Source organism: Klebsiella sp. HN106 (assembly GCF_051209435.1).
Lineage (GTDB): Bacteria > Pseudomonadota > Gammaproteobacteria > Enterobacterales > Enterobacteriaceae > Klebsiella > Klebsiella oxytoca.
In genome coordinates this window covers 15,356-33,892 of record NZ_JBLURD010000011.1, presented here as the reverse complement: position 1 = coordinate 33,892, position 18,537 = coordinate 15,356, and the positions used below count along the sequence as shown (strand labels likewise).

At 57.2% G+C, this 18,537-nt stretch carries 16 protein-coding genes; 6 read left to right on the top strand and 10 right to left on the bottom strand.

The window, feature by feature from the left end; genetic code table 11:
• Positions 1 to 59 precede the first annotated feature (59 nt).
• Positions 60 to 1,526, top strand: a complete 1,467-nt coding sequence (dtpB, locus tag ACSIPU_RS21525) for a dipeptide/tripeptide permease DtpB (RefSeq protein WP_023321736.1) — start codon at positions 60 to 62, stop codon at positions 1,524 to 1,526.
• Between the two features lie 138 nt (positions 1,527 to 1,664).
• Here dtpB and rsmJ read toward each other — a convergent pair whose 3' ends face one another.
• The 5 genes from rsmJ to gntX all read right to left on the bottom strand — a co-directional run bounded on the left by rsmJ (position 1,665) and on the right by gntX (position 7,644).
• A complete protein-coding gene (gene rsmJ, locus ACSIPU_RS21520) occupies positions 1,665 to 2,429 on the bottom strand; it encodes a 16S rRNA (guanine(1516)-N(2))-methyltransferase RsmJ (protein ID WP_004106654.1) in 765 nt (254 codons plus the stop codon).
• A gap of 7 nt (positions 2,430 to 2,436) precedes the next feature.
• On the bottom strand, positions 2,437 to 4,479 hold the full coding sequence (gene prlC / locus ACSIPU_RS21515) for an oligopeptidase A (protein ID WP_004106656.1): 2,043 nt from the start codon (positions 4,477 to 4,479) through the stop codon (positions 2,437 to 2,439).
• Positions 4,480 to 4,688: 209 nt separating this feature from the next.
• Positions 4,689 to 6,005, bottom strand: a complete 1,317-nt coding sequence (gene gntT / locus ACSIPU_RS21510) for a gluconate transporter (protein WP_004106658.1) — start codon at positions 6,003 to 6,005, stop codon at positions 4,689 to 4,691.
• 330 nt (positions 6,006 to 6,335) lie between these two features.
• Positions 6,336 to 6,911, bottom strand: a complete 576-nt coding sequence (gene nfuA, locus ACSIPU_RS21505) for a Fe-S biogenesis protein NfuA (RefSeq protein WP_004106660.1) — start codon at positions 6,909 to 6,911, stop codon at positions 6,336 to 6,338.
• A 58-nt stretch (positions 6,912 to 6,969) separates the two neighbouring features.
• Positions 6,970 to 7,644 carry a DNA utilization protein GntX gene (gene gntX / locus ACSIPU_RS21500; protein WP_196557653.1) on the bottom strand — a complete coding sequence of 225 codons (675 nt, stop codon included), beginning with the start codon at positions 7,642 to 7,644 and terminating at the stop codon, positions 6,970 to 6,972.
• A gap of 37 nt (positions 7,645 to 7,681) precedes the next feature.
• Here gntX and bioH point away from each other — a divergent pair, with 37 nt between their 5' ends.
• The gene (gene bioH / locus ACSIPU_RS21495) at positions 7,682 to 8,464 is read left to right on the top strand and encodes a pimeloyl-ACP methyl ester esterase BioH (RefSeq protein WP_049129057.1); all 783 of its coding nucleotides are present in this window, start codon (positions 7,682 to 7,684) and stop codon (positions 8,462 to 8,464) included.
• 110 nt (positions 8,465 to 8,574) lie between these two features.
• Positions 8,575 to 8,844: a YdgH/BhsA/McbA-like domain containing protein gene (locus ACSIPU_RS21490; RefSeq protein WP_004106665.1), complete on the top strand. Its 270-nt coding sequence runs from the start codon at positions 8,575 to 8,577 to the stop codon at positions 8,842 to 8,844.
• Between the two features lie 161 nt (positions 8,845 to 9,005).
• Here ACSIPU_RS21490 and feoC read toward each other — a convergent pair whose 3' ends face one another.
• The 5 genes from feoC to greB form a co-directional block, all read right to left on the bottom strand.
• Complete coding sequence (feoC, locus tag ACSIPU_RS21485) at positions 9,006 to 9,242, bottom strand: [Fe-S]-dependent transcriptional repressor FeoC (RefSeq protein ID WP_004106668.1); 237 nt, start codon at positions 9,240 to 9,242, stop codon at positions 9,006 to 9,008.
• A gap of 9 nt (positions 9,243 to 9,251) precedes the next feature.
• Positions 9,252 to 11,570, bottom strand: a complete 2,319-nt coding sequence (gene feoB / locus ACSIPU_RS21480; RefSeq protein ID WP_196557652.1) for a Fe(2+) transporter permease subunit FeoB — start codon at positions 11,568 to 11,570, stop codon at positions 9,252 to 9,254.
• Positions 11,571 to 11,597: 27 nt separating this feature from the next.
• Positions 11,598 to 11,825, bottom strand: coding sequence for a ferrous iron transporter A (gene feoA, locus ACSIPU_RS21475; protein WP_004106673.1), 228 nt, complete (start codon positions 11,823 to 11,825; stop codon positions 11,598 to 11,600).
• 409 nt (positions 11,826 to 12,234) lie between these two features.
• On the bottom strand, positions 12,235 to 14,565 hold the full coding sequence (locus ACSIPU_RS21470; protein ID WP_049591483.1) for a Tex family protein: 2,331 nt from the start codon (positions 14,563 to 14,565) through the stop codon (positions 12,235 to 12,237).
• A gap of 101 nt (positions 14,566 to 14,666) precedes the next feature.
• Positions 14,667 to 15,146: a transcription elongation factor GreB gene (gene greB / locus ACSIPU_RS21465; RefSeq protein WP_004106676.1), complete on the bottom strand. Its 480-nt coding sequence runs from the start codon at positions 15,144 to 15,146 to the stop codon at positions 14,667 to 14,669.
• 237 nt (positions 15,147 to 15,383) lie between these two features.
• On the opposite strand from greB, the gene ompR reads away from it, so the two are divergent.
• The 3 genes from ompR to ACSIPU_RS21450 all read left to right on the top strand — a co-directional run bounded on the left by ompR (position 15,384) and on the right by ACSIPU_RS21450 (position 18,487).
• Positions 15,384 to 16,103: an osmolarity response regulator transcription factor OmpR gene (gene ompR, locus ACSIPU_RS21460; RefSeq protein WP_001157751.1), complete on the top strand. Its 720-nt coding sequence runs from the start codon at positions 15,384 to 15,386 to the stop codon at positions 16,101 to 16,103.
• The gene (gene envZ / locus ACSIPU_RS21455; RefSeq protein WP_004106678.1) at positions 16,100 to 17,461 is read left to right on the top strand and encodes a two-component system sensor histidine kinase EnvZ; all 1,362 of its coding nucleotides are present in this window, start codon (positions 16,100 to 16,102) and stop codon (positions 17,459 to 17,461) included. Before ompR ends, envZ begins: the two co-directional genes overlap by 4 nt.
• 183 nt (positions 17,462 to 17,644) lie before the next feature.
• Positions 17,645 to 18,487 (top strand): 23S rRNA (adenine(2030)-N(6))-methyltransferase RlmJ, encoded by an 843-nt coding sequence (locus ACSIPU_RS21450; RefSeq protein WP_017145277.1) that lies wholly within the window; start codon positions 17,645 to 17,647, stop codon positions 18,485 to 18,487.
• Positions 18,488 to 18,537: the final 50 nt, after the last annotated feature.

Here is an 18,537-nt window from a genome sequence, read left to right as displayed (position 1 = left end):
AAGCGCGTTTTGGCATACGCGTGCATACTTTTTCGGACAGGACTAAAAGGCGAAGCAATATGAACTCCACCGCACCCACAGGCTTGCTGCAGCAACCTCGCCCATTCTTCATGATCTTCTTTGTGGAACTATGGGAACGATTTGGCTATTACGGCGTTCAGGGCATTCTGGCCGTTTTCTTTGTTAAACAGCTCGGCTTCTCGCAGGAACAGGCGTTTATAACCTTTGGCGCGTTTGCGGCGCTGGTATATGGCCTGATCTCCATCGGCGGCTATGTCGGCGATCATCTGCTCGGCACCAAACGTACGCTGGTGCTGGGCGCGATTGTCCTCGCCGCGGGCTACTTTATGACCGGCCTGTCGCTGCTCAAACCCAATCTCATTTTTATCGCGCTGGGAACCATTGCGGTGGGAAACGGACTATTTAAAGCCAACCCGGCGAGCCTGCTCTCCAAGTGCTATCCGCCAAAAGATGCCCGCCTCGACGGCGCCTTCACGCTGTTCTATATGTCGATTAACATCGGTTCGCTGCTGTCGCTGTCGCTGGCGCCGGTGATTGCCGATAAATTCGGCTACGCGGTGACCTACAACCTGTGCGGCGCCGGCCTGATTGTCGCCCTGCTGGTTTACTTCGCCTGTCGGGGTATGGTGAAAGATATCGGCTCTGAGCCGGACTACAAGCCGTTGAGTCTGCGCAATTTACTGTACGTGCTGGCAGGAACGGTGGTGATGATTTTTGTCTGCGCCTGGCTGATGCATAATGTAAAAATCGCCAATCTGGTGCTAATTATCCTCTCAGTGGTGGTGACGATTTTCTTCTTCCGCGAAGCCTTCAGGCTGGATAAAACCGGGCGCAATAAAATGTTCGTCGCCTTTATCCTGATGCTGGAAGCGGTGCTGTTTTATATTCTGTACGCGCAGATGCCGACCTCACTCAACTTCTTTGCCATCAACAACGTCCACCATGAAATACTCGGTTTCGCGATTAACCCAGTGAGCTTTCAGGCGCTAAATCCGTTCTGGGTGGTGGTGGCCAGCCCGATCCTCGCCGCGATCTACACACGTTTGGGCAATAAAGGCAAAGACCTGAGCATGCCGATGAAGTTCACCCTCGGCATGTTCCTGTGCGCGCTGGGCTTTTTAACTGCCGCAGCGGCGGGAATGTGGTTTGCCGATGCCCAGGGATTGACCTCGCCGTGGTTTATCGTGCTGGTCTATCTGTTTCAGAGTCTGGGAGAACTGCTGATTAGCGCCCTGGGGCTGGCGATGGTTGCCGCACTGGTACCGCAGCATCTGATGGGCTTTATTCTGGGGATGTGGTTCCTGACGCAGGCCGCCGCGTTTCTGCTGGGCGGCTACGTCGCAACCTTCACCGCCGTACCGGACAACATTACCGACCCGCTACAAACGCTGCCGATATACACCAACGTATTCAGTAAAATTGGCCTGGTGACCCTGGGCGTCACGGTGGTCATGGCGATCATGGTGCCGTGGTTGAACAGGATGATTAACACAAAGAGCGCGTAAAAACGGTGCGGTCGACGAGGTTTCCCGGATTGCGGCTAACGCCTTATCCGGGCTACAGAACCCCCAGATCGCAAGAACCTGTAGCCCGGGCAAGGCGCATCGCGCCGCCCCCGGGGAAATAGCCCTGATGCAGCTTGTTTACCCCTGCGGCTCAACCGCCGTTCCGGCATAGATATCAAAGCGATGGCCTTTGGTCACCACCGCGTTAGGGGTCGCAACATTCGCCAGCGGCGGCGCGTAGTCCGGGCGCTTAACCACCACCCGCCTGGTCGCCAGCTGACGCGCCGGCGCCAGCAGACCGTCGGCGTCTAAATCCGGCCCCACCAGCGACTGAAATACCCGCATCTCTTTCTTCACCAGCGCGCTTTTTTGCTTATGCGGAAACATCGGGTCGAGATAGACCACCTGCGGACGCGGGGTAATATCGGTCAGCGCCGTCAGGCTGGAGGCGTGAATCAGCAGCAGGCGCTCCTGCAACCACGAGCCGATTTCAGCGTCGGCGTAGCCACGCGCCAGGCCATCGTCGAGCAGCGCGGCAACCACCGGATTACGCTCCAGCATCCGTACACGACAGCCGACTGACGCCAGCACAAAGGCATCCCGCCCCAGACCGGCGGTCGCATCGACGACATCCGGCAGATAGTCGCCTTTGATTCCCACCGCTTTCGCCACCGCCTCGCCGCGGCCGCCGCCGAACCTGCGCCGGTGAGCCATCGCCCCGCCGACAAAATCCACGAAAATGCCGCCGAGCTTCGGTTCATCGCGCTTACGCAGCTCAAGATGCTCCGGCGTCATCACCAGCGCCATCGGGTTATCATCGTCCTGCTCCAGCCCCCAGCGGTCGACAAGAACAGATAAGGCGCCGTCTCCGGCGCCCGTTTCATCAATTAAACAAATTTTCACAACAGCATTAACTCTTAATACCGTAATGCTCAAGCATCGCGTCCAGCTGCGGCTCGCGACCGCGGAAGCGTTTGAACAGGACCATTGGCTCTTCCGAACCGCCGCGGCTAAGAATGTTGTCGAGGAACGACTGGCCGGTTTCGCGATTGAAGATCCCCTCCTCTTCGAAGCGCGAGAAAGCATCCGCCGCCAGCACATCGGCCCACAGGTAGCTGTAGTAGCCCGCCGCGTATCCACCGGCAAAAATGTGGCTAAAGGCATGCGGGAAGCGGCCCCAGGACGGCCCGGGAATCAACGCGACCTGCTGCTTGATTTCCGCCAGCGTTTCGAGGATTTTCGCCCCCTGCTGCGGGCTAAATTCCGCATGCAGGCGGAAGTCGAACAGGCCGAACTCCAGCTGGCGCAGAATAAACATCGCCGCCTGATAGTTCTTCGCGGCCAGCATTTTCTCCAGCAGCTCCTGCGGCAGCGGCTCGCCGGTTTCGTAGTGGCCGGAGATAAACGCCAGCGCTTCCGGCTCCCAGCACCAGTTTTCCATAAACTGGCTCGGCAGTTCGACTGCATCCCACGGTACCCCGCTGATACCGGAAACGCCGGCGGTATCGATGCGGGTCAGCATATGGTGCAGACCGTGGCCAAACTCGTGGAACAGCGTGATCACTTCATCGTGGGTAAACAGCGCCGGTTTGCCGCTGACGGGACGGTTAAAGTTACAGGTCAGATAGGCAACCGGCTTTTGTAGCGTGCCGTCAAGCTTGCGCATCTGGCCAACGCAATCATCCATCCACGCCCCGCCGCGTTTATGTTCGCGAGCGTAAAGGTCGAGGTAGAAGCTGCCGCGCAGCTCGTTATTTTCGTCGTACAGTTCAAAGAAGCGCACTTCCGGATGCCAGACGTCGACGTCAGTACGCTCTTTCGCAGTAATGCCGTAAATACGCTTAACGACTTCAAACAGGCCGTTAACCGCTTTGTTTTCCGGAAAGTACGGGCGCAGCTGTTCATCGCTGATGCTGTAAAGATGTTGCTTCTGTTTTTCGCTGTAGTAAGCGATATCCCACGGCTGCAGTTCATCCACGCCGAATTCGGCTTTGGCGAAGGCGCGCAGCTGAGCCAGTTCTTTCTCACCCTGCGGACGGGCGCGTTTAGCCAGGTCGCTCAGAAAGTCGAGCACCTGCTGCGGATTCTCCGCCATTTTGGTCGCCAGCGACTTATCGGCATAGCTGTCGAAGCCCAACAGCTGAGCCAGCTCGTGGCGCAGGGCGAGGATTTCCGCCATTACCGGGCTGTTATCCCACTTACCGGCATTCGGCCCCTGGTCAGAAGCGCGGGTGGAATAGGCGCGATACAGCTCTTCACGCAGCGCCTGGTTATCGCAGTAGGTCATTACCGGCAGATAGCTCGGGATATCCAGGGTCAACAGATACCCTTCCTGCTCTTTGGCTTCAGCCTGAGCTTTCGCCGCAGCAAGCGCGCTTTCCGGCATCCCGGAGAGCTCGGATTCATCGGCGATCAGCTTCGTCCAGCCCATGGTGGCATCGAGGACGTTGTTACTGTACTGATTGCCCAGTTCAGACAGGCGTGCGGCGATTTCGCCGTAGCGTTTCTGCTGCTCTTTGGCCAGGCCAATACCGGAGAGTTCAAAATCACGTAGCGCGTTATCCACCGCTTTTTTCTGCGCGGTATTCAGGGTGGCGTAATGGTCGCCGTCGCGCAGGTCGCGGTACGCTTTGTACAGACCTTCATGTTGCCCAACCCAGGTGCTGTATTCGGAGAGCAGCGGCAGAGTTTGTTCGTAGGCTTCACGCAGCTCAGGGCTGTTTTTAACCGAGTTCAGGTGGCTGACCGGGGAAAAAATACGCCCCAGTACGTCGTCCACTTCCGCCAGCGGCTGGCAAAGGTTTTCCCAGGTATACGGCGCCCCTTGCGCCACCGCGCGTTCGACCGCCGCCCGGCAATCATCCAGCGCTTTGGTGACCGCGGGGACCACGTGCTCGGGTTTGATTGCAGAAAAGGGCGGGAGCGAAAAAGGCGTCAGTAATGGATTGGTCATATGCGCAGTCCTGTTGAATTGGGTGAATGAAGCGCGCGTCCGGCGCTATAGCATGAGATCTAGAATGGGGGATAGTTTGCTGAATTTCAATGTCAGGCGCCGCGCGCAGGCGGGTATTACTGCGATAAATCTGGCCGTGGTAGCCATTGCGCATAAAAAAGCCGGGTTCGCATCGCGGCGACCCGGCTCGTTTCAGACTGACGACCAGCTTATACCACCATCCCCAACAGCAGGCAGCCAATCAAACCACACACTGAGATGATGGTTTCCAGCATCGACCATGACTTGATAGTCTCGCCAATAGTCAGGTTGAAATATTCCTTAAACAGCCAGAATCCCGGATCGTTAACGTGAGAGAAGATAACGCTACCGGAGCCAACGGCGATAACCATCAGTTCCGGGCTCACGCCGGTGGTGGCGATCAGCGGCGCGGCGATACCGCCCGCGGTAATGGCCGCAACGGTGGCGGAACCCAGCGCGATACGCAGTACCGCAGCAATAGACCAGGCCATAAACAGCGGAGACATATTGGATTCGTGCATGATAGACGCAATGTACTTATCCATGCCGCTATCGACCAGCACCTGCTTGAAGGCGCCGCCGCCGCCGATGATCAGCAGCATCATGGCGATAATTTTGATCGAGGAGGTCAGCGTATCGTTAATCTGCTCCATGGAACGACCGCGGTTGAGGCCGAAAGTGAACATGGCGATCAGCACTGCGATCAGCGTTGCCATCACCGGGTCGCCAAAGAATTCCGCAATCGGCAGGAAAGCGTGGCCTTTCGGCAGCACCATTTCGGCGACGGCGCGCATGGCCATCAGAATCACCGGCACCAGAGAAGTCCAGACGCTGACGCCAAAACCCGGCATCTCTTCTTCAGTGAACGTCTTCGGGTTGTGCAGGCCTTCCGGAATCGGCTTATCGATGCCTTTCAGGAAACGCGCGTAAACCGGCCCCGCAAGAATAACCGTCGGAATCGCCAGAATCGTACCGAACAGCAGGGTCTTACCCATGTCGGCATGGAAAATAGTAGCAATCGCGGTCGGGCCCGGATGCGGAGGCAGGAATCCGTGCGTGACCGAGAGCGCAGCCGCCATCGGTACGCCGATATAGAGCAGCGGAATACCGGCGGAAGCTGCGATGGTAAAGACCAGCGGCAGCATCAGTACAAAGCCGACTTCATAGAACAGCGCAAAGCCGACGGTAAAGCCGGTCAGCACGACCGCCCATTGAATATGTTTTTTACCAAATTTGGCAATCAGCGTGGTGGCGATACGCTGCGCACCGCCGCAGTCCGCCAGCATTTTTCCGAGCATCGCGCCGAAGCCCATGATCAGCGCGAGGCTGCCGAGGGTTCCCCCAACGCCATTTTTGATGGATACGATAACTTTATCCAGCGGCATACCCTGCATGAGCCCGACGGCAAGCGCCACCAGAACCAGAGCGATAAACCCGTTAAGCTTGAAACGGATCATCAGCAACAATAACAGGGCAACCCCGATAGCAACGATGACTAATGGCATGATTTACCTGGCCTTAATTTGTTATGGGTAACGTCATAGTTTCAACATTGACTTCATCCGTCCCGACCGGAACAAAAAATGTCTGACGCCGTAGAAGCTGGCTTTATCCTTACCCAGAGAAAGGATAGCTGGCTATTTTTTTATCTGTGGCGCCTGATGCGAATGATACGGGTAACATGACGAGTTTGAGAATCACCTGGGCGGTGAAAATTTCAAATATGAGACTTAAGTCATACTCTTTCCCGGGTTTCTGGCGGGTCGCTTAGCGGGGAATGTTGCGCGGTAACATGAAGAGAGTTGCCCGGCAGCGGAAAGCTGCCGGGCGGGGAATCAGTAGTAAGAGTGCTCGCCGCGCTGATGCTCGGTGAGATCGCGTACGCCTTTCAGTTCCGGGAACTCGTTCAACATCTGTTTCTCGATCCCTTCTTTCAGCGTTACGTCGACCATCGAACAGCCGTTACAGCCGCCGCCAAACTGCAGAATCGCCAGGCCATCATCGGTGATTTCCATCAGCGTGACGCGCCCGCCGTGGCCGGCCAGCTGCGGGTTAATCTGCGACTGCAGCAGATACTCGACGCGCTCCATCAGCGGGGCATCGTCAGAAACTTTGCGCATTTTGGCGTTGGGCGCTTTCAGCGTCAGCTGGGAGCCCAGCTGGTCAGTAACAAAATCGATTTCAGCGTCTTCCAGGTACGGCGCGCTAAGCTCATCGACGTAGGCGGTGAGCTGCTCAAATTTCAGCGCAGTATCGGAATCTTCCACCGCATCCGGTGGGCAGTAGGACACGCCGCACTCGGCGTTAGGGGTGCCGGGATTGATCACAAATACGCGAATTTGTGTCCCTTCTTCCTGATTTGCCAGCAGTTTGGCAAAGTGCGCTTGTGCAGCATCGGAAATACGGATCATAGCGTTGGCCTAATAGTTGACTATTTTACTGGGTTATTATACGCCCATCAGCAGGGGTCTACAAGGTACGGCATATACACCATACCTGAACCGTCGCGGCGCCGTTTCGCAAAAGCAGGCGGGATATCTCAGCGACGGTGCTTCCGGTTGTGACGACATCATCCACAATGGCGATATGGTGCCCCTGTAGCGACAATTCAAGCTGGAAGGCGTTTTTCAGGTTCTGTTTGCGCAATCTGGCGCTGAGCTGATGCTGAGTGGCGGTGCGGCGTCTGCGGGTCAGCGCATCGCTACGCCAGGCGCAGCCCAGCCAGCGGGATAGCGGTCGGCACAGCAGGTCGCTCTGATTAAACCCTCTCCTCCACTGGCGGCGCTGCCAGAGCGGCACGCTAATTATCCGGTCCGGATGAGGAAGATCCGGGCTGTGACGTATGCGCAGCAGCAGCAGACGCGCCAGAGCGGGCGCCAGCTCGGGCCGCTTATTGAATTTCAGCTGGTGAATCAGGCCGCTCAGCGGCGGTCGATAGTCATTAACCGTTACCAGCCGCTGCCACGGCGGCGGTTTTTGCAAGCAGCATCCGCAGGGCAGCGTGTTTGACTGGGCCGGCAGTCCGCACTGAGGGCATAGCGGTTCGCAGGCCAGCAGCGCCGACGCGCATCGCGAACAGATCCCCCAGCGGGCGATGGCCAGCGGCATTTGGCATAGCCAGCATAAGCTGTGTGCTGTTAGCATATTTCCCCTCATATTGGTGGAAAGAGAACAGTAACTGATGAACGCGATCGAGTGGCAGACCATGGGCGAAGGAAATTGTCATCTTGTGCTGCTGCACGGATGGGGGCTGAATGCCCAGGTGTGGGATTGCATCACGCCGCAGCTGCGCTCGCATTTTACGCTGCACCTCGTCGATCTTCCTGGCTACGGCCGCAGCGGCGGCTTTGGCGCTCTGTCGCTGGAAGAGATGGCGCAGCGGGTGCTGGAGAAAGCGCCGGAGCGCGCTATCTGGCTAGGCTGGAGCCTCGGCGGGCTGGTAGCAAGTCAGGTAGCATTATCCCATCCCGATCGCGTGCAGGCGCTGGTTACCGTGGCTTCTTCCCCCTGTTTTAGCGCTCACGACAGCTGGCCTGGCATCAAGCCCGAAGTGCTGAGCGGATTCCAGCAGCAGCTGAGCGAAGATTTTCAACGCACCGTCGAACGCTTTCTGGCGCTGCAAACCATGGGTACCGAGAGCGCACGCCAGGATGCGAGAATGCTGAAAAGCGCGGTGCTGTCGCTACCGATGCCATCATCGGAAGTCTTAAACGGCGGGCTGGAGATCCTCAAAACCGCCGACTTACGCCAGCCGTTATCTACCCTCACTATGCCGTTTTTGCGCCTGTACGGTCGGCTGGATGGCCTGGTGCCGCGTAAAATCGTCCCGATTCTCGACGCCATGTGGCCCGGCAGCACGTCGTTCGTCTTTGATAAAGCCGCCCATGCGCCGTTCATTTCGCATCCGCAGGCGTTTTGCGCTCAACTGGTCGAACTGAAGCGTGAGGTCAGTAAATATTTTTAGCGGGACGTGGTAAAAACGCAGGGTGCAGCAATACTTAGGTTGTTGCGGAGGTTGACTATTTCACGCCGGACCCGCGACCTAAAAAAACAACCTAATGGAGAGTAGAGGCTATGAAACTTGTTACAGGAATTGTTGCATCTCTGGTGATTGGCTCCCTGTCCTTTGGCGCGTTCGCCGCCAAGGAGATCCAAAAAGACGAAGTGGCTAAGATGAACCTGACTAAAATCGGTTCCATTACGACCTCAAGAACAACCTCTCCGATGGATGCAAAGCGCGATCTGTCGAAAAAAGCGGATGAGCTGGGCGGCACTTATTTCGTGGTAATTGCCGGCGAGAAGAACGAAAAAACGGTTCACGCTAACGCGGACGTCTACAAGTAAGCCAGAAAGCGGGTCTCACGACCCGCTTGCACCCGAGGGCGCAGAGGCTTCCCCGGAGGCGGCGCGTTGCGCCTGTCCAGGCTACCAAACCCAAAACCGCACAAACTCGTAGCCCGGACAGATGCGCAGCATCGCCTCCGGAAAAAACACCGGAAAACATCTCAGCGCAGCGACCACCACTCCCGCAGGCAGGCCTTGCCTTCCGGGCAGCTTTTACAGCTTCCGGAGAGGCAGCCATCGGCATCTTCGGTGGTTTTCACCGCTTTACCCATTGCTTCCAGGCGGCCCAGCATGGCGTCGATTAACGGCTGCGGCGCACGCAGGCGGGCGCTGATCTGCTTTGCTTCCATCCTTCCCTGCAGGGCGAGCATATCGCGAACTTCAATTAACGACGCCATCATCGCTCCTTAGTGGCAATCGCCAGCAGGACTCTGGCAGCAGGAAGACGGCGTTTTGCGCGTCGCCAGCAGCGAAACGTCCACCCGGCTACGCGCTCTGCGCAGCAGGCCAAAGACCACGATATTGAACAGCACCACCGCCAGAATGCATACCAGGCTGTAGCGCGGATGCTGGCTAAAGCTGACGGTCTGGTAGTACAGCGTAGAGAGCGAATAAGCGATATTCAGCCCCCACAGGACGGAGAACATCATCCAGCCGCGGCTCGACTCGCGGGCAATCGCCCCCATAACCGAGATGCAGGGAATATAGAGCAGGACGAAAATCAGGTAGCTATACGCCGCCGCAGCGCTGCCGAATTTGCTTCCCATCACGCCCATCGCACCGGTTTCCATTTCGCCGTCGCCTTTACTGGCTTCGATGGGGTTGGCCAGCACGCTCAGGCTGAACGTATCTTTCAGGCTCTGCCAGGTCTCGTCCACTGCAGCCAGCAGCTCATCGCCGAGGCTAAACGTCTGCGGATTGAACTCTTCGTTCTGGATATCTTCGGCGGTGTAGAGGGTGTTCAGCGTCCCTACCACGACTTCCTTGGCCATCGCGCCGGTGAACAGTCCGACGGTCGCCTGCCAGTTATCCTCATGTACGCCAATCGGTCTAAACACCGGGGTAATCACCCGGCTGACCGACGCCAGCGCCGAGTCGTTGATGTTATCGACGATCTTACCGCTCAGCGAGAAGCTGTTCAGCGCGCTGAGGAAGATACTGACGATAACGATCACTTTACCCGCGCGCAGCACGAAGCCTTTCAGGCGCTGCCAGGTCTGAATAATCAGGCTCTTCACGTGCGGAACGTGGTACACCGGCAGCTCCATGACGAACGGCGAAGCTTCGCCGCGCATAATGGTATGCTTCAGCATAAGACCGGTGGCAATCGCCATCACGATACCCAGCACGTACAGCGAGAAGACCGCCAGCGCGCCATTCTGGCCGAAAAAGGCGGCGGCAAAGACGGCAAAAATCGCCAGCCGCGCGCCGCAGGACATAAACGGCGCCATCATAATGGTCATCAGACGCTCGCGCGGCGCATCAAGCGTACGCGCGCCCATCACCGAAGGGACGTTACAGCCAAAACCCACGATTAACGGCACGAAGGATTTCCCCGGCAACCCCAGCGCCTGCATCAGGCGGTCCATCACAAACGCCGCCCGCGCCATATAGCCGGAATCTTCAAGGAAGGAGAGGAACAGATACATCATGCCGATTTGCGGCACCAGCGGCAGCACGGTATTGATCCCCCCGCCAATCCCCTGGGCGAGGAAAACGGTCAGCCAGTCCGGGAAATGCAGGGTATAGCCAATCCACTGAATGCCGTGGATAAAGATCGCCACGGAACCGGCGTCGAAAATGGGCTGCAACGCGCCGCCGATATTGATCGCCAGTAAGAACATCAGATACATAACGAACAGGAAGACCGGCAGTCCGAGAAAACGGTTGAGGATGACTTTATCCATCGCTGCGGTAAAGCGGCTGGGCTCGGCGGTAAGCGTGTTACTGACCGCATCGCAAATAGCAGCAATGCTTTGGTAACGGGCATCGGCGATATGCAGCGCGGGGTCATCCAGCTCTTCGCTCAGGTGCGCCAGGGCCACGTCCAGCTTATGGGCGGCATCACCGGCGTAGGCGCGGCTGTAAATATCGCCTTCAAGCATCTGTAAGCCCAGCCACCGACGCTGGCGCTGCGGGATCTCCCCGGACATGACCTGCGCCAGCTTGTCCGCTTCGCGCAGCAGCGGCTGCGGATAGTGCACCAGTTCTACAGGCTGATTTTGCTGATGGCGATCGATCGCCATTTTCAGGGCTTCAATACCGCGTCCACGGGTGGAAACCAGCGGAATAACCGGGCACCCGAGGCGGGCGGCCAGCGCGTCGACATCGATACGGATGTTCTGTTTTTCCGCGATATCGAGCATGTTCAGCGCGACGACGCAGGGGATGCCCAGCTCCAGCAGCTGCAGCGTCAGATAGAGGTTACGTTCCAGATTGGACGCATCGACCACGTTAATCAGCATGTCGGCGTCGCCGCTGAGAATATAGTGGCAGGCAATCTGCTCATCCAGCGAGGTTTGCGAGGAGATAGTGGTTAGCGAATAGGTGCCCGGAAGATCCACCAGCGTGACCTGATGATCGGTGGTGTTGAAGCCCCCCTCTTTACGCTCAACGGTCACCCCCGCCCAGTTACCAACGCGCTGACGCGCACCGGTGAGCTGGTTAAACAGGGTAGTCTTACCGGAATTAGGATTACCAATTAAACCAAGGGTTAATTTTTTCATATTCATGCTCTTAGTGCCGGTCAGGCATTATTGTGCAACCGCTTCCAGCTCAATTAACGCAAGATCCTTTTTACGTAATACCAGGCTCACGCGTCGGGTTTCAATATGGATAGGGTCGCCGAGCGGCGCCACGCGAACCACATTAAAAGATGAACCCGGCAGCATTCCGAGGGACAGCAGTTTCTGCCGATACGCCGGACTAATATCGCGGGAGAAACCAATGATTTTCCACGCACTATCAGGTGTGAATTGCATAGGACCTACTTGTGTATCGCCAACTGAAAAAGAGTTTTCCGTACGCGCCGAAGATGCGGCGCAAGGGACCGTAGCCAACGAAGAATAAAAAATATTCAATGCAAATAATGATAATGAGAATAGTTTTTATCATCAATACATATAATGCGGTCGATTGTTTTTTTAAACAGGAGATTGAGCTTTTGTTGATATTGAGCAAACTCTATTTTGTAACAGGCGTCGAAATAATAATAATTCTTAATGACCAAATGTTTAATTAAGGTTTCGATAGTTAACGAAATGAAAATAATAATCTCACCGTCCGCATTTCGCGCTTATTACGACGTTATAAGAAAATACTGATGCTTGTTTGCACAATATGGCGAATGCCGGAAGAAATGCGGCCCCTCGACAAAAGGGGCCGGAGAGTTTAGCGTTTTTTACCCATCGCCGCCGCCAGCGCGTCCATCATCGCGCTGTTGCCCGCAGGCTGCGTCTCACGACCGCGAGGTTTAGCAGCCTTCGCCGCCGGGCGGTTGCCATGAGGGCGATCGTTCCCACCGCCGCGGCGCGCGTTGCTGTCGCCGGGCTGTTCATCCAGACGCATCGTCAGCGCGATACGCTTGCGCGGCAGATCAACTTCCATCACTTTGACCTTCACGATATCCCCCGCTTTCACCACCGTATGCGGGTCTTCAACGAACTTGTTCGAAAGGGAAGAGATATGCACCAGGCCGTCCTGGTGAACGCCGATATCAACAAACGCGCCGAAGTTGGTGACGTTGGTCACCGCGCCTTCGAGGATCATCCCCGGCAGCAGGTCGTTCATCGTTTCTACGCCATCGGCAAACTGGGCGGTTTTAAACTCCGGGCGCGGGTCGCGGCCCGGTTTTTCCAGCTCTTTGATGATGTCGGTGACCGTCGGCACGCCGAATTTCTCATCAGTAAAATCAACGGCTTTCAGATGACGTAGCTCGCTGCTGTTGCCCATCAAATCTTTCAGCGCCTGCTGAGTCGCCGCCAGAATGCGCTCCACCACCGGGTACGCTTCCGGGTGCACGGTTGAGGCATCCAGCGGGTTATCGCCATGGTTGATACGCAGGAAGCCCGCGCACTGTTCAAAGGCCTTCGGCCCCAGACGGCTAACCTTCAGAAGCTGCTGGCGGTTCTGGAACTGACCGTTCTCATCGCGCCAGGAGACGATATTCTGCGCCATCATGCGGGTCAGGCCGGCAACGCGGGTGAGCAGCGGAACGGATGCGGTATTCAGATCGACGCCAACGGCGTTCACGCAGTCTTCCACCACCGCGTCCAGCTTACGCGCCAGTTGGGTCTGGCTGACGTCATGCTGATACTGGCCGACGCCGATGGATTTCGGGTCGATCTTCACCAGTTCGGCCAACGGGTCCTGGAGCCGGCGGGCGATAGAGACCGCGCCGCGCAGGGAAACGTCGAGGTCCGGGAACTCCTGCGCCGCCAGCTCGGAGGCGGAATACACGGATGCGCCCGCTTCGCTGACGATGACCTTCTGCGCGGTCACTTTCGGGAACTGCTTCTGGACGTCGAGGAAGAAGCGCTCGGTTTCACGCGAAGCGGTACCGTTGCCTATCGCTACCAGCTCAACGTTGTACTTTTCGCACAGTGCGGCAACCGCTACCGCCGCTTTGGCGGCCTGTCCGGTATGCGGGTAGATGGTATCGGTAGCCACCAGTTTGCCGGTGCCGTCAACGACGGCGACTTTTACGCCGGTGCGCAGGCCAGGATCGAGCCCCATGGTGGCGCGTAGTCCGGCCGGCGCGGCCATCAGCAGGTCGTGCAGGTTGCGGGCAAAGACGTTAATGGCTTCGTCTTCCGCGCGTTCGCGCACGGTGCCCATCAGCTCGGTTTCCAGGTGCATCAGCACCTTGATACGCCACGTCCAGCTCACCACGCCCTTACGCCAGCCGTCTGCCGGAGCGTTATTCAAGCGCAGGCCGAGATGGTCGATAATAATCTGCTCGCCGTGGCTCTCTTTTGGCGGCTCATCGAACTGCGGGTCAGCGTTCAAAGAGAGCTGCAGCACGCCTTCGTTACGGCCGCGGAACATCGCCAGCGCGCGGTGCGACGGCACGCTGGAGATCGGTTCATGGTGATCGAAGTAGTCGCGGAATTTCGCACCTTCCTCTTCTTTGCCGCTAACGACGGTGGCCACCAGATGGGCGTTTTTCCACAGATAGTCGCGCACTTTCGCCAGCAGGCCCGCATCTTCAGCAAAGCGCTCCATCAGAATATAGCGCGCGCCATCGAGGGCAGCTTTGCTGTCCGCGATGCCTTTATCAGCGTCGATATATTTGGCAGCTTCGGTTTCCGGGTCATGAGAGGGCTCGTTCCACAGCAGCTCGGCCAGCGGCTCCAGCCCGGCCTCAATGGCGATCTGCCCGCGAGTGCGGCGCTTCGGCTTGTACGGCAGATAGAGGTCTTCGAGCTCGGTCTTACTCAGCGTCCCGTTGATGGCTTTTTCCAGCGCCTCGGTCAGCTTGCCCTGCTCGCCGATGGACTTCAGGATCGCCTGACGACGGTCTTCGAGTTCTCGCAGGTAACCCAGGCGGGTTTCCAGATTACGCAGCTGCGTGTCATCCAGACCGCCGGTGACTTCTTTACGATAGCGTGCGATAAACGGCACGGTATTCCCTTCATCAAGCAGGCGAACGGCAGCTTCTACCTGTTCAGCCCTGGCCTGAAGTTCACCCGCAATAATGCGGCAGAGCGAATCATTCATCATCGGTTTAATTCATCTTTAGGATCAAAAATCAGGGGGATAGTTATACGGACTGGCACGCTAAAATGCCAGCCGCGACCCAAGCCTCTCGGAATGTTCCGCACCTATTTAGCTTTGACGTATTCAATTTCGTTCACGTACCAGGCAGCCTCGCCCGCGGGCGTGTTAACGATAGCTAAATCGCCGACCTCTTTTTTCAGCAGCGCGCGCGCCATTGGCGAATCAATGGAGATGTAGTCATTGCGGCCAAAGATTTCATCGTAGCCGACAATCCGAAAGCGCTTCGTCTCACCCGCATCGTTTTCAATCTCTACCCAGGCGCCGAAAAAGACCTTTCCTTCCTGCTGCGGCGAATAATCGACGATTTTCAGCTGTTCGAGGCATTTGGTCAGATAGCGCACCCGGCGGTCGATTTCACGCAGGCGCTTTTTATTGTACTGATAGTCGGCGTTTTCGCTGCGGTCGCCAAGGCTCGCCGCCCAGGTCACTTTTTTAGTGACTTCCGGACGTTCTTCGCGCCACAGGGTATCCATCTCTTTCTTCAGTTTTTCATACCCTTCACGGGTGATCAGCGGCGTTTTCATCGAAGGTTACGGCTCCTGATTACAAATCTTTGTGCAATGCTGCGCACAATTCGTCGCGCGTCATAATAGCAACAGGATAAATAATGCGTCTTATGCTTAAATGTATACTTAAGCTGCTGTTAAATATGCTTTGTAACAATTTAGCCTGGAATATATACCAGATTTCGCTGGTGGGCGACCCGGGCTTTTTTGAGAATACGTACTGACAATTGCAGTGAACCTTTGGGAGTATAAACAATGCAAGAGAATTATAAGATTCTGGTTGTCGATGACGACATGCGCCTGCGTGCGCTACTCGAACGTTATCTGACCGAGCAGGGCTTCCAGGTTCGTAGCGTGGCGAACGCTGAACAGATGGATCGCCTGCTGACCCGCGAATCCTTCCACCTGATGGTGCTGGATCTTATGCTGCCGGGCGAAGATGGCTTGTCCATTTGCCGCCGCCTGCGCAGTCAGAGCAACCCGATGCCGATCATCATGGTCACGGCGAAAGGGGAAGAAGTTGACCGAATCGTGGGCCTGGAAATCGGCGCCGACGACTATATCCCAAAACCGTTCAACCCGCGCGAGCTGCTGGCCCGTATCCGCGCCGTGCTGCGCCGTCAGGCCAACGAACTGCCGGGCGCGCCCTCGCAGGAAGAGGCGGTTATCGCCTTTGGTAAATTCAAGCTGAACCTCGGCACCCGCGAAATGTTCCGTGAAGATGAACCCATGCCGCTGACCAGCGGTGAATTCGCGGTGCTAAAAGCGCTGGTGAGCCATCCGCGCGAACCGCTGTCCCGCGATAAGCTGATGAACCTCGCCCGCGGCCGTGAGTATTCAGCCATGGAGCGTTCCATCGACGTACAAATCTCACGCCTGCGCCGCATGGTGGAAGAAGATCCTGCGCATCCTCGCTATATCCAGACCGTATGGGGCCTGGGCTACGTTTTCGTCCCGGACGGCTCTAAGGCATGAAACGCGTGCGCTTTTCGCCGCGAAGCTCGTTTGCCCGTACCCTGCTACTGATCGTCACCCTGCTGTTCGCCAGCCTGGTGACGACCTATTTAGTGGTGCTGAATTTCGCGATCCTGCCCAGTCTCCAGCAGTTTAATAAGGTTCTGGCCTACGAAGTGCGTATGCTGATGACCGATAAACTGCAGCTGGAAGACGGCACCCAGCTGGTGGTTCCGCCGGCGTTTCGCCGCGAAATTTACCGCGAGCTGGGCATTTCGCTCTATTCCAACGAAGCGGCGGAAGACGCAGGCCTGCGCTGGGCGCAGCATTATGAATTCTTAAGCCAGCAGATGGCGCACCAGCTCGGCGGGCCGACCGAAGTGCGGGTTGAGGTCAACAAAAGCTCCCCCGTGGTGTGGCTGAAAACCTGGCTTTCCCCCAATATCTGGGTGCGCGTACCGCTGACCGAAATCCACCAGGGCGACTTCTCGCCGCTGTTCCGCTACACCCTGGCGATCATGCTGCTGGCGATTGGCGGCGCCTGGCTCTTTATTCGTATACAGAATCGACCGCTGGTCGATCTGGAGCACGCCGCGCTGCAGGTCGGGCGAGGGATTATCCCTCCACCGCTGCGCGAATACGGCGCATCAGAGGTGCGTTCGGTGACACGTGCCTTTAACCATATGGCCGCAGGCGTTAAGCAACTGGCGGACGACCGTACGCTGCTGATGGCCGGGGTGAGCCACGATTTACGGACTCCGCTCACGCGTATCCGTCTGGCGACGGAAATGATGGGCGAAGAGGACGGCTACCTCGCCGAGTCGATTAATAAAGATATCGAAGAGTGCAACGCCATTATCGAGCAGTTTATCGACTATCTGCGCACCGGTCAGGAGATGCCGGTGGAGCTGGTGGACCTGAATGCGGTGCTGGGCGAAGTGATTGCGGCGGAGAGCGGCTATGAGCGGGAAATCGCTACCGATCTGCAGCCGGGAGAGATCCCGCTGCGCGTGCATCCGCTCTCCATCAAGCGCGCGCTGGCGAATATGGTGGTCAACGCCGCCCGCTACGGCAACGGCTGGATCAAGGTCAGCAGCGGCAGCGAAGGTAACCGGGCCTGGTTCCAGGTCGAAGACGATGGACCGGGAATCAAGCCGGAGCAGCGCGAACATCTGTTCCAGCCTTTCGTTCGCGGTGACAGCGCCCGAACGATTAGCGGAACCGGCCTTGGGCTGGCTATCGTTCAGCGCATCATCGATAACCATAACGGCAAGCTGGAACTTGGCTCCAGCGAACGCGGCGGATTATTAATTCGCGCCTGGCTGCCGGTGCCGATGCATCGCGCCCTGCCGGCGGTAAAACCCACAAAAGAGAGCTAATTCCGCAATCATCAGCTGGCTGCGGGCCGGTAGCCCGGACAGGTGCGCCAGCACCGCCTCCGGGGAGTCGCTTCTCACACAACACCAGCAGGAATTAAAACAGCACGGTACCGCAGCGGTAATCCAGGCGGATCTGCGGTAAACTATCGGTTATCTTGTTTAATTCCCGGAATCACCGCATCCATGCTCAGTTATCGCCACAGCTTTCACGCAGGCAACCACGCCGACGTTCTAAAACACACCGTTCAGAGCCTGATCATTGAATCGCTCAAAGAGAAAGAAAAACCGTTTCTCTATCTGGACACCCACGCCGGCGCTGGCCGCTATCAGCTGAGCAGCGAACATGCCGAGCGCACCGGTGAGTATCTCGAAGGTATCGCCCGCATCTGGCAGCAGGATGACCTGCCCGCCGAGCTGGAGCCGTATATCTCCGTGGTCCAGCACTTCAACCGTAGCGGCCAGCTGCGCTACTACCCCGGCTCTCCGCTGATTGCCCGCCAGCTGCTGCGCGAGCAGGATAGCCTGCAAATGACAGAACTGCATCCCAGCGATTTTCCGCTGCTGCGCGCGGAGTTTCAGAAAGACGACCGCGCCCGGGTTGAAAAAACCGATGGCTATCAGCAGCTGAAATCTAAGCTGCCGCCGGTATCTCGTCGTGGCCTGGTGCTAATCGACCCGCCTTATGAAATCAAAAGTGACTACCAGGCGGTGGTCACCGGAATTCATGAAGGCTACAAACGCTTTGCTACCGGCACCTACGCGCTGTGGTATCCGGTCGTACTGCGTGCGCAGATTAAGCGCATGATCAAAGAGTTAGAGGCCACCGGCATTCGCAAAATTCTGCAAATCGAGCTGGCGGTGCGTCCGGATAGCGACCAGCGCGGGATGACCGCCTCCGGGATGATCGTCATCAACCCGCCGTGGAAGCTGGAGCAGCAGATGAACAACGTTCTGCCCTGGCTACATAAAAAGCTGGTGCCGACCGGTATCGGCCATGCCACCGTCAGCTGGATCGTGCCTGAGTAACAATCACAGCAATCGGTGGAACCTGGTGATTTCAGGTATACAATCGCGCC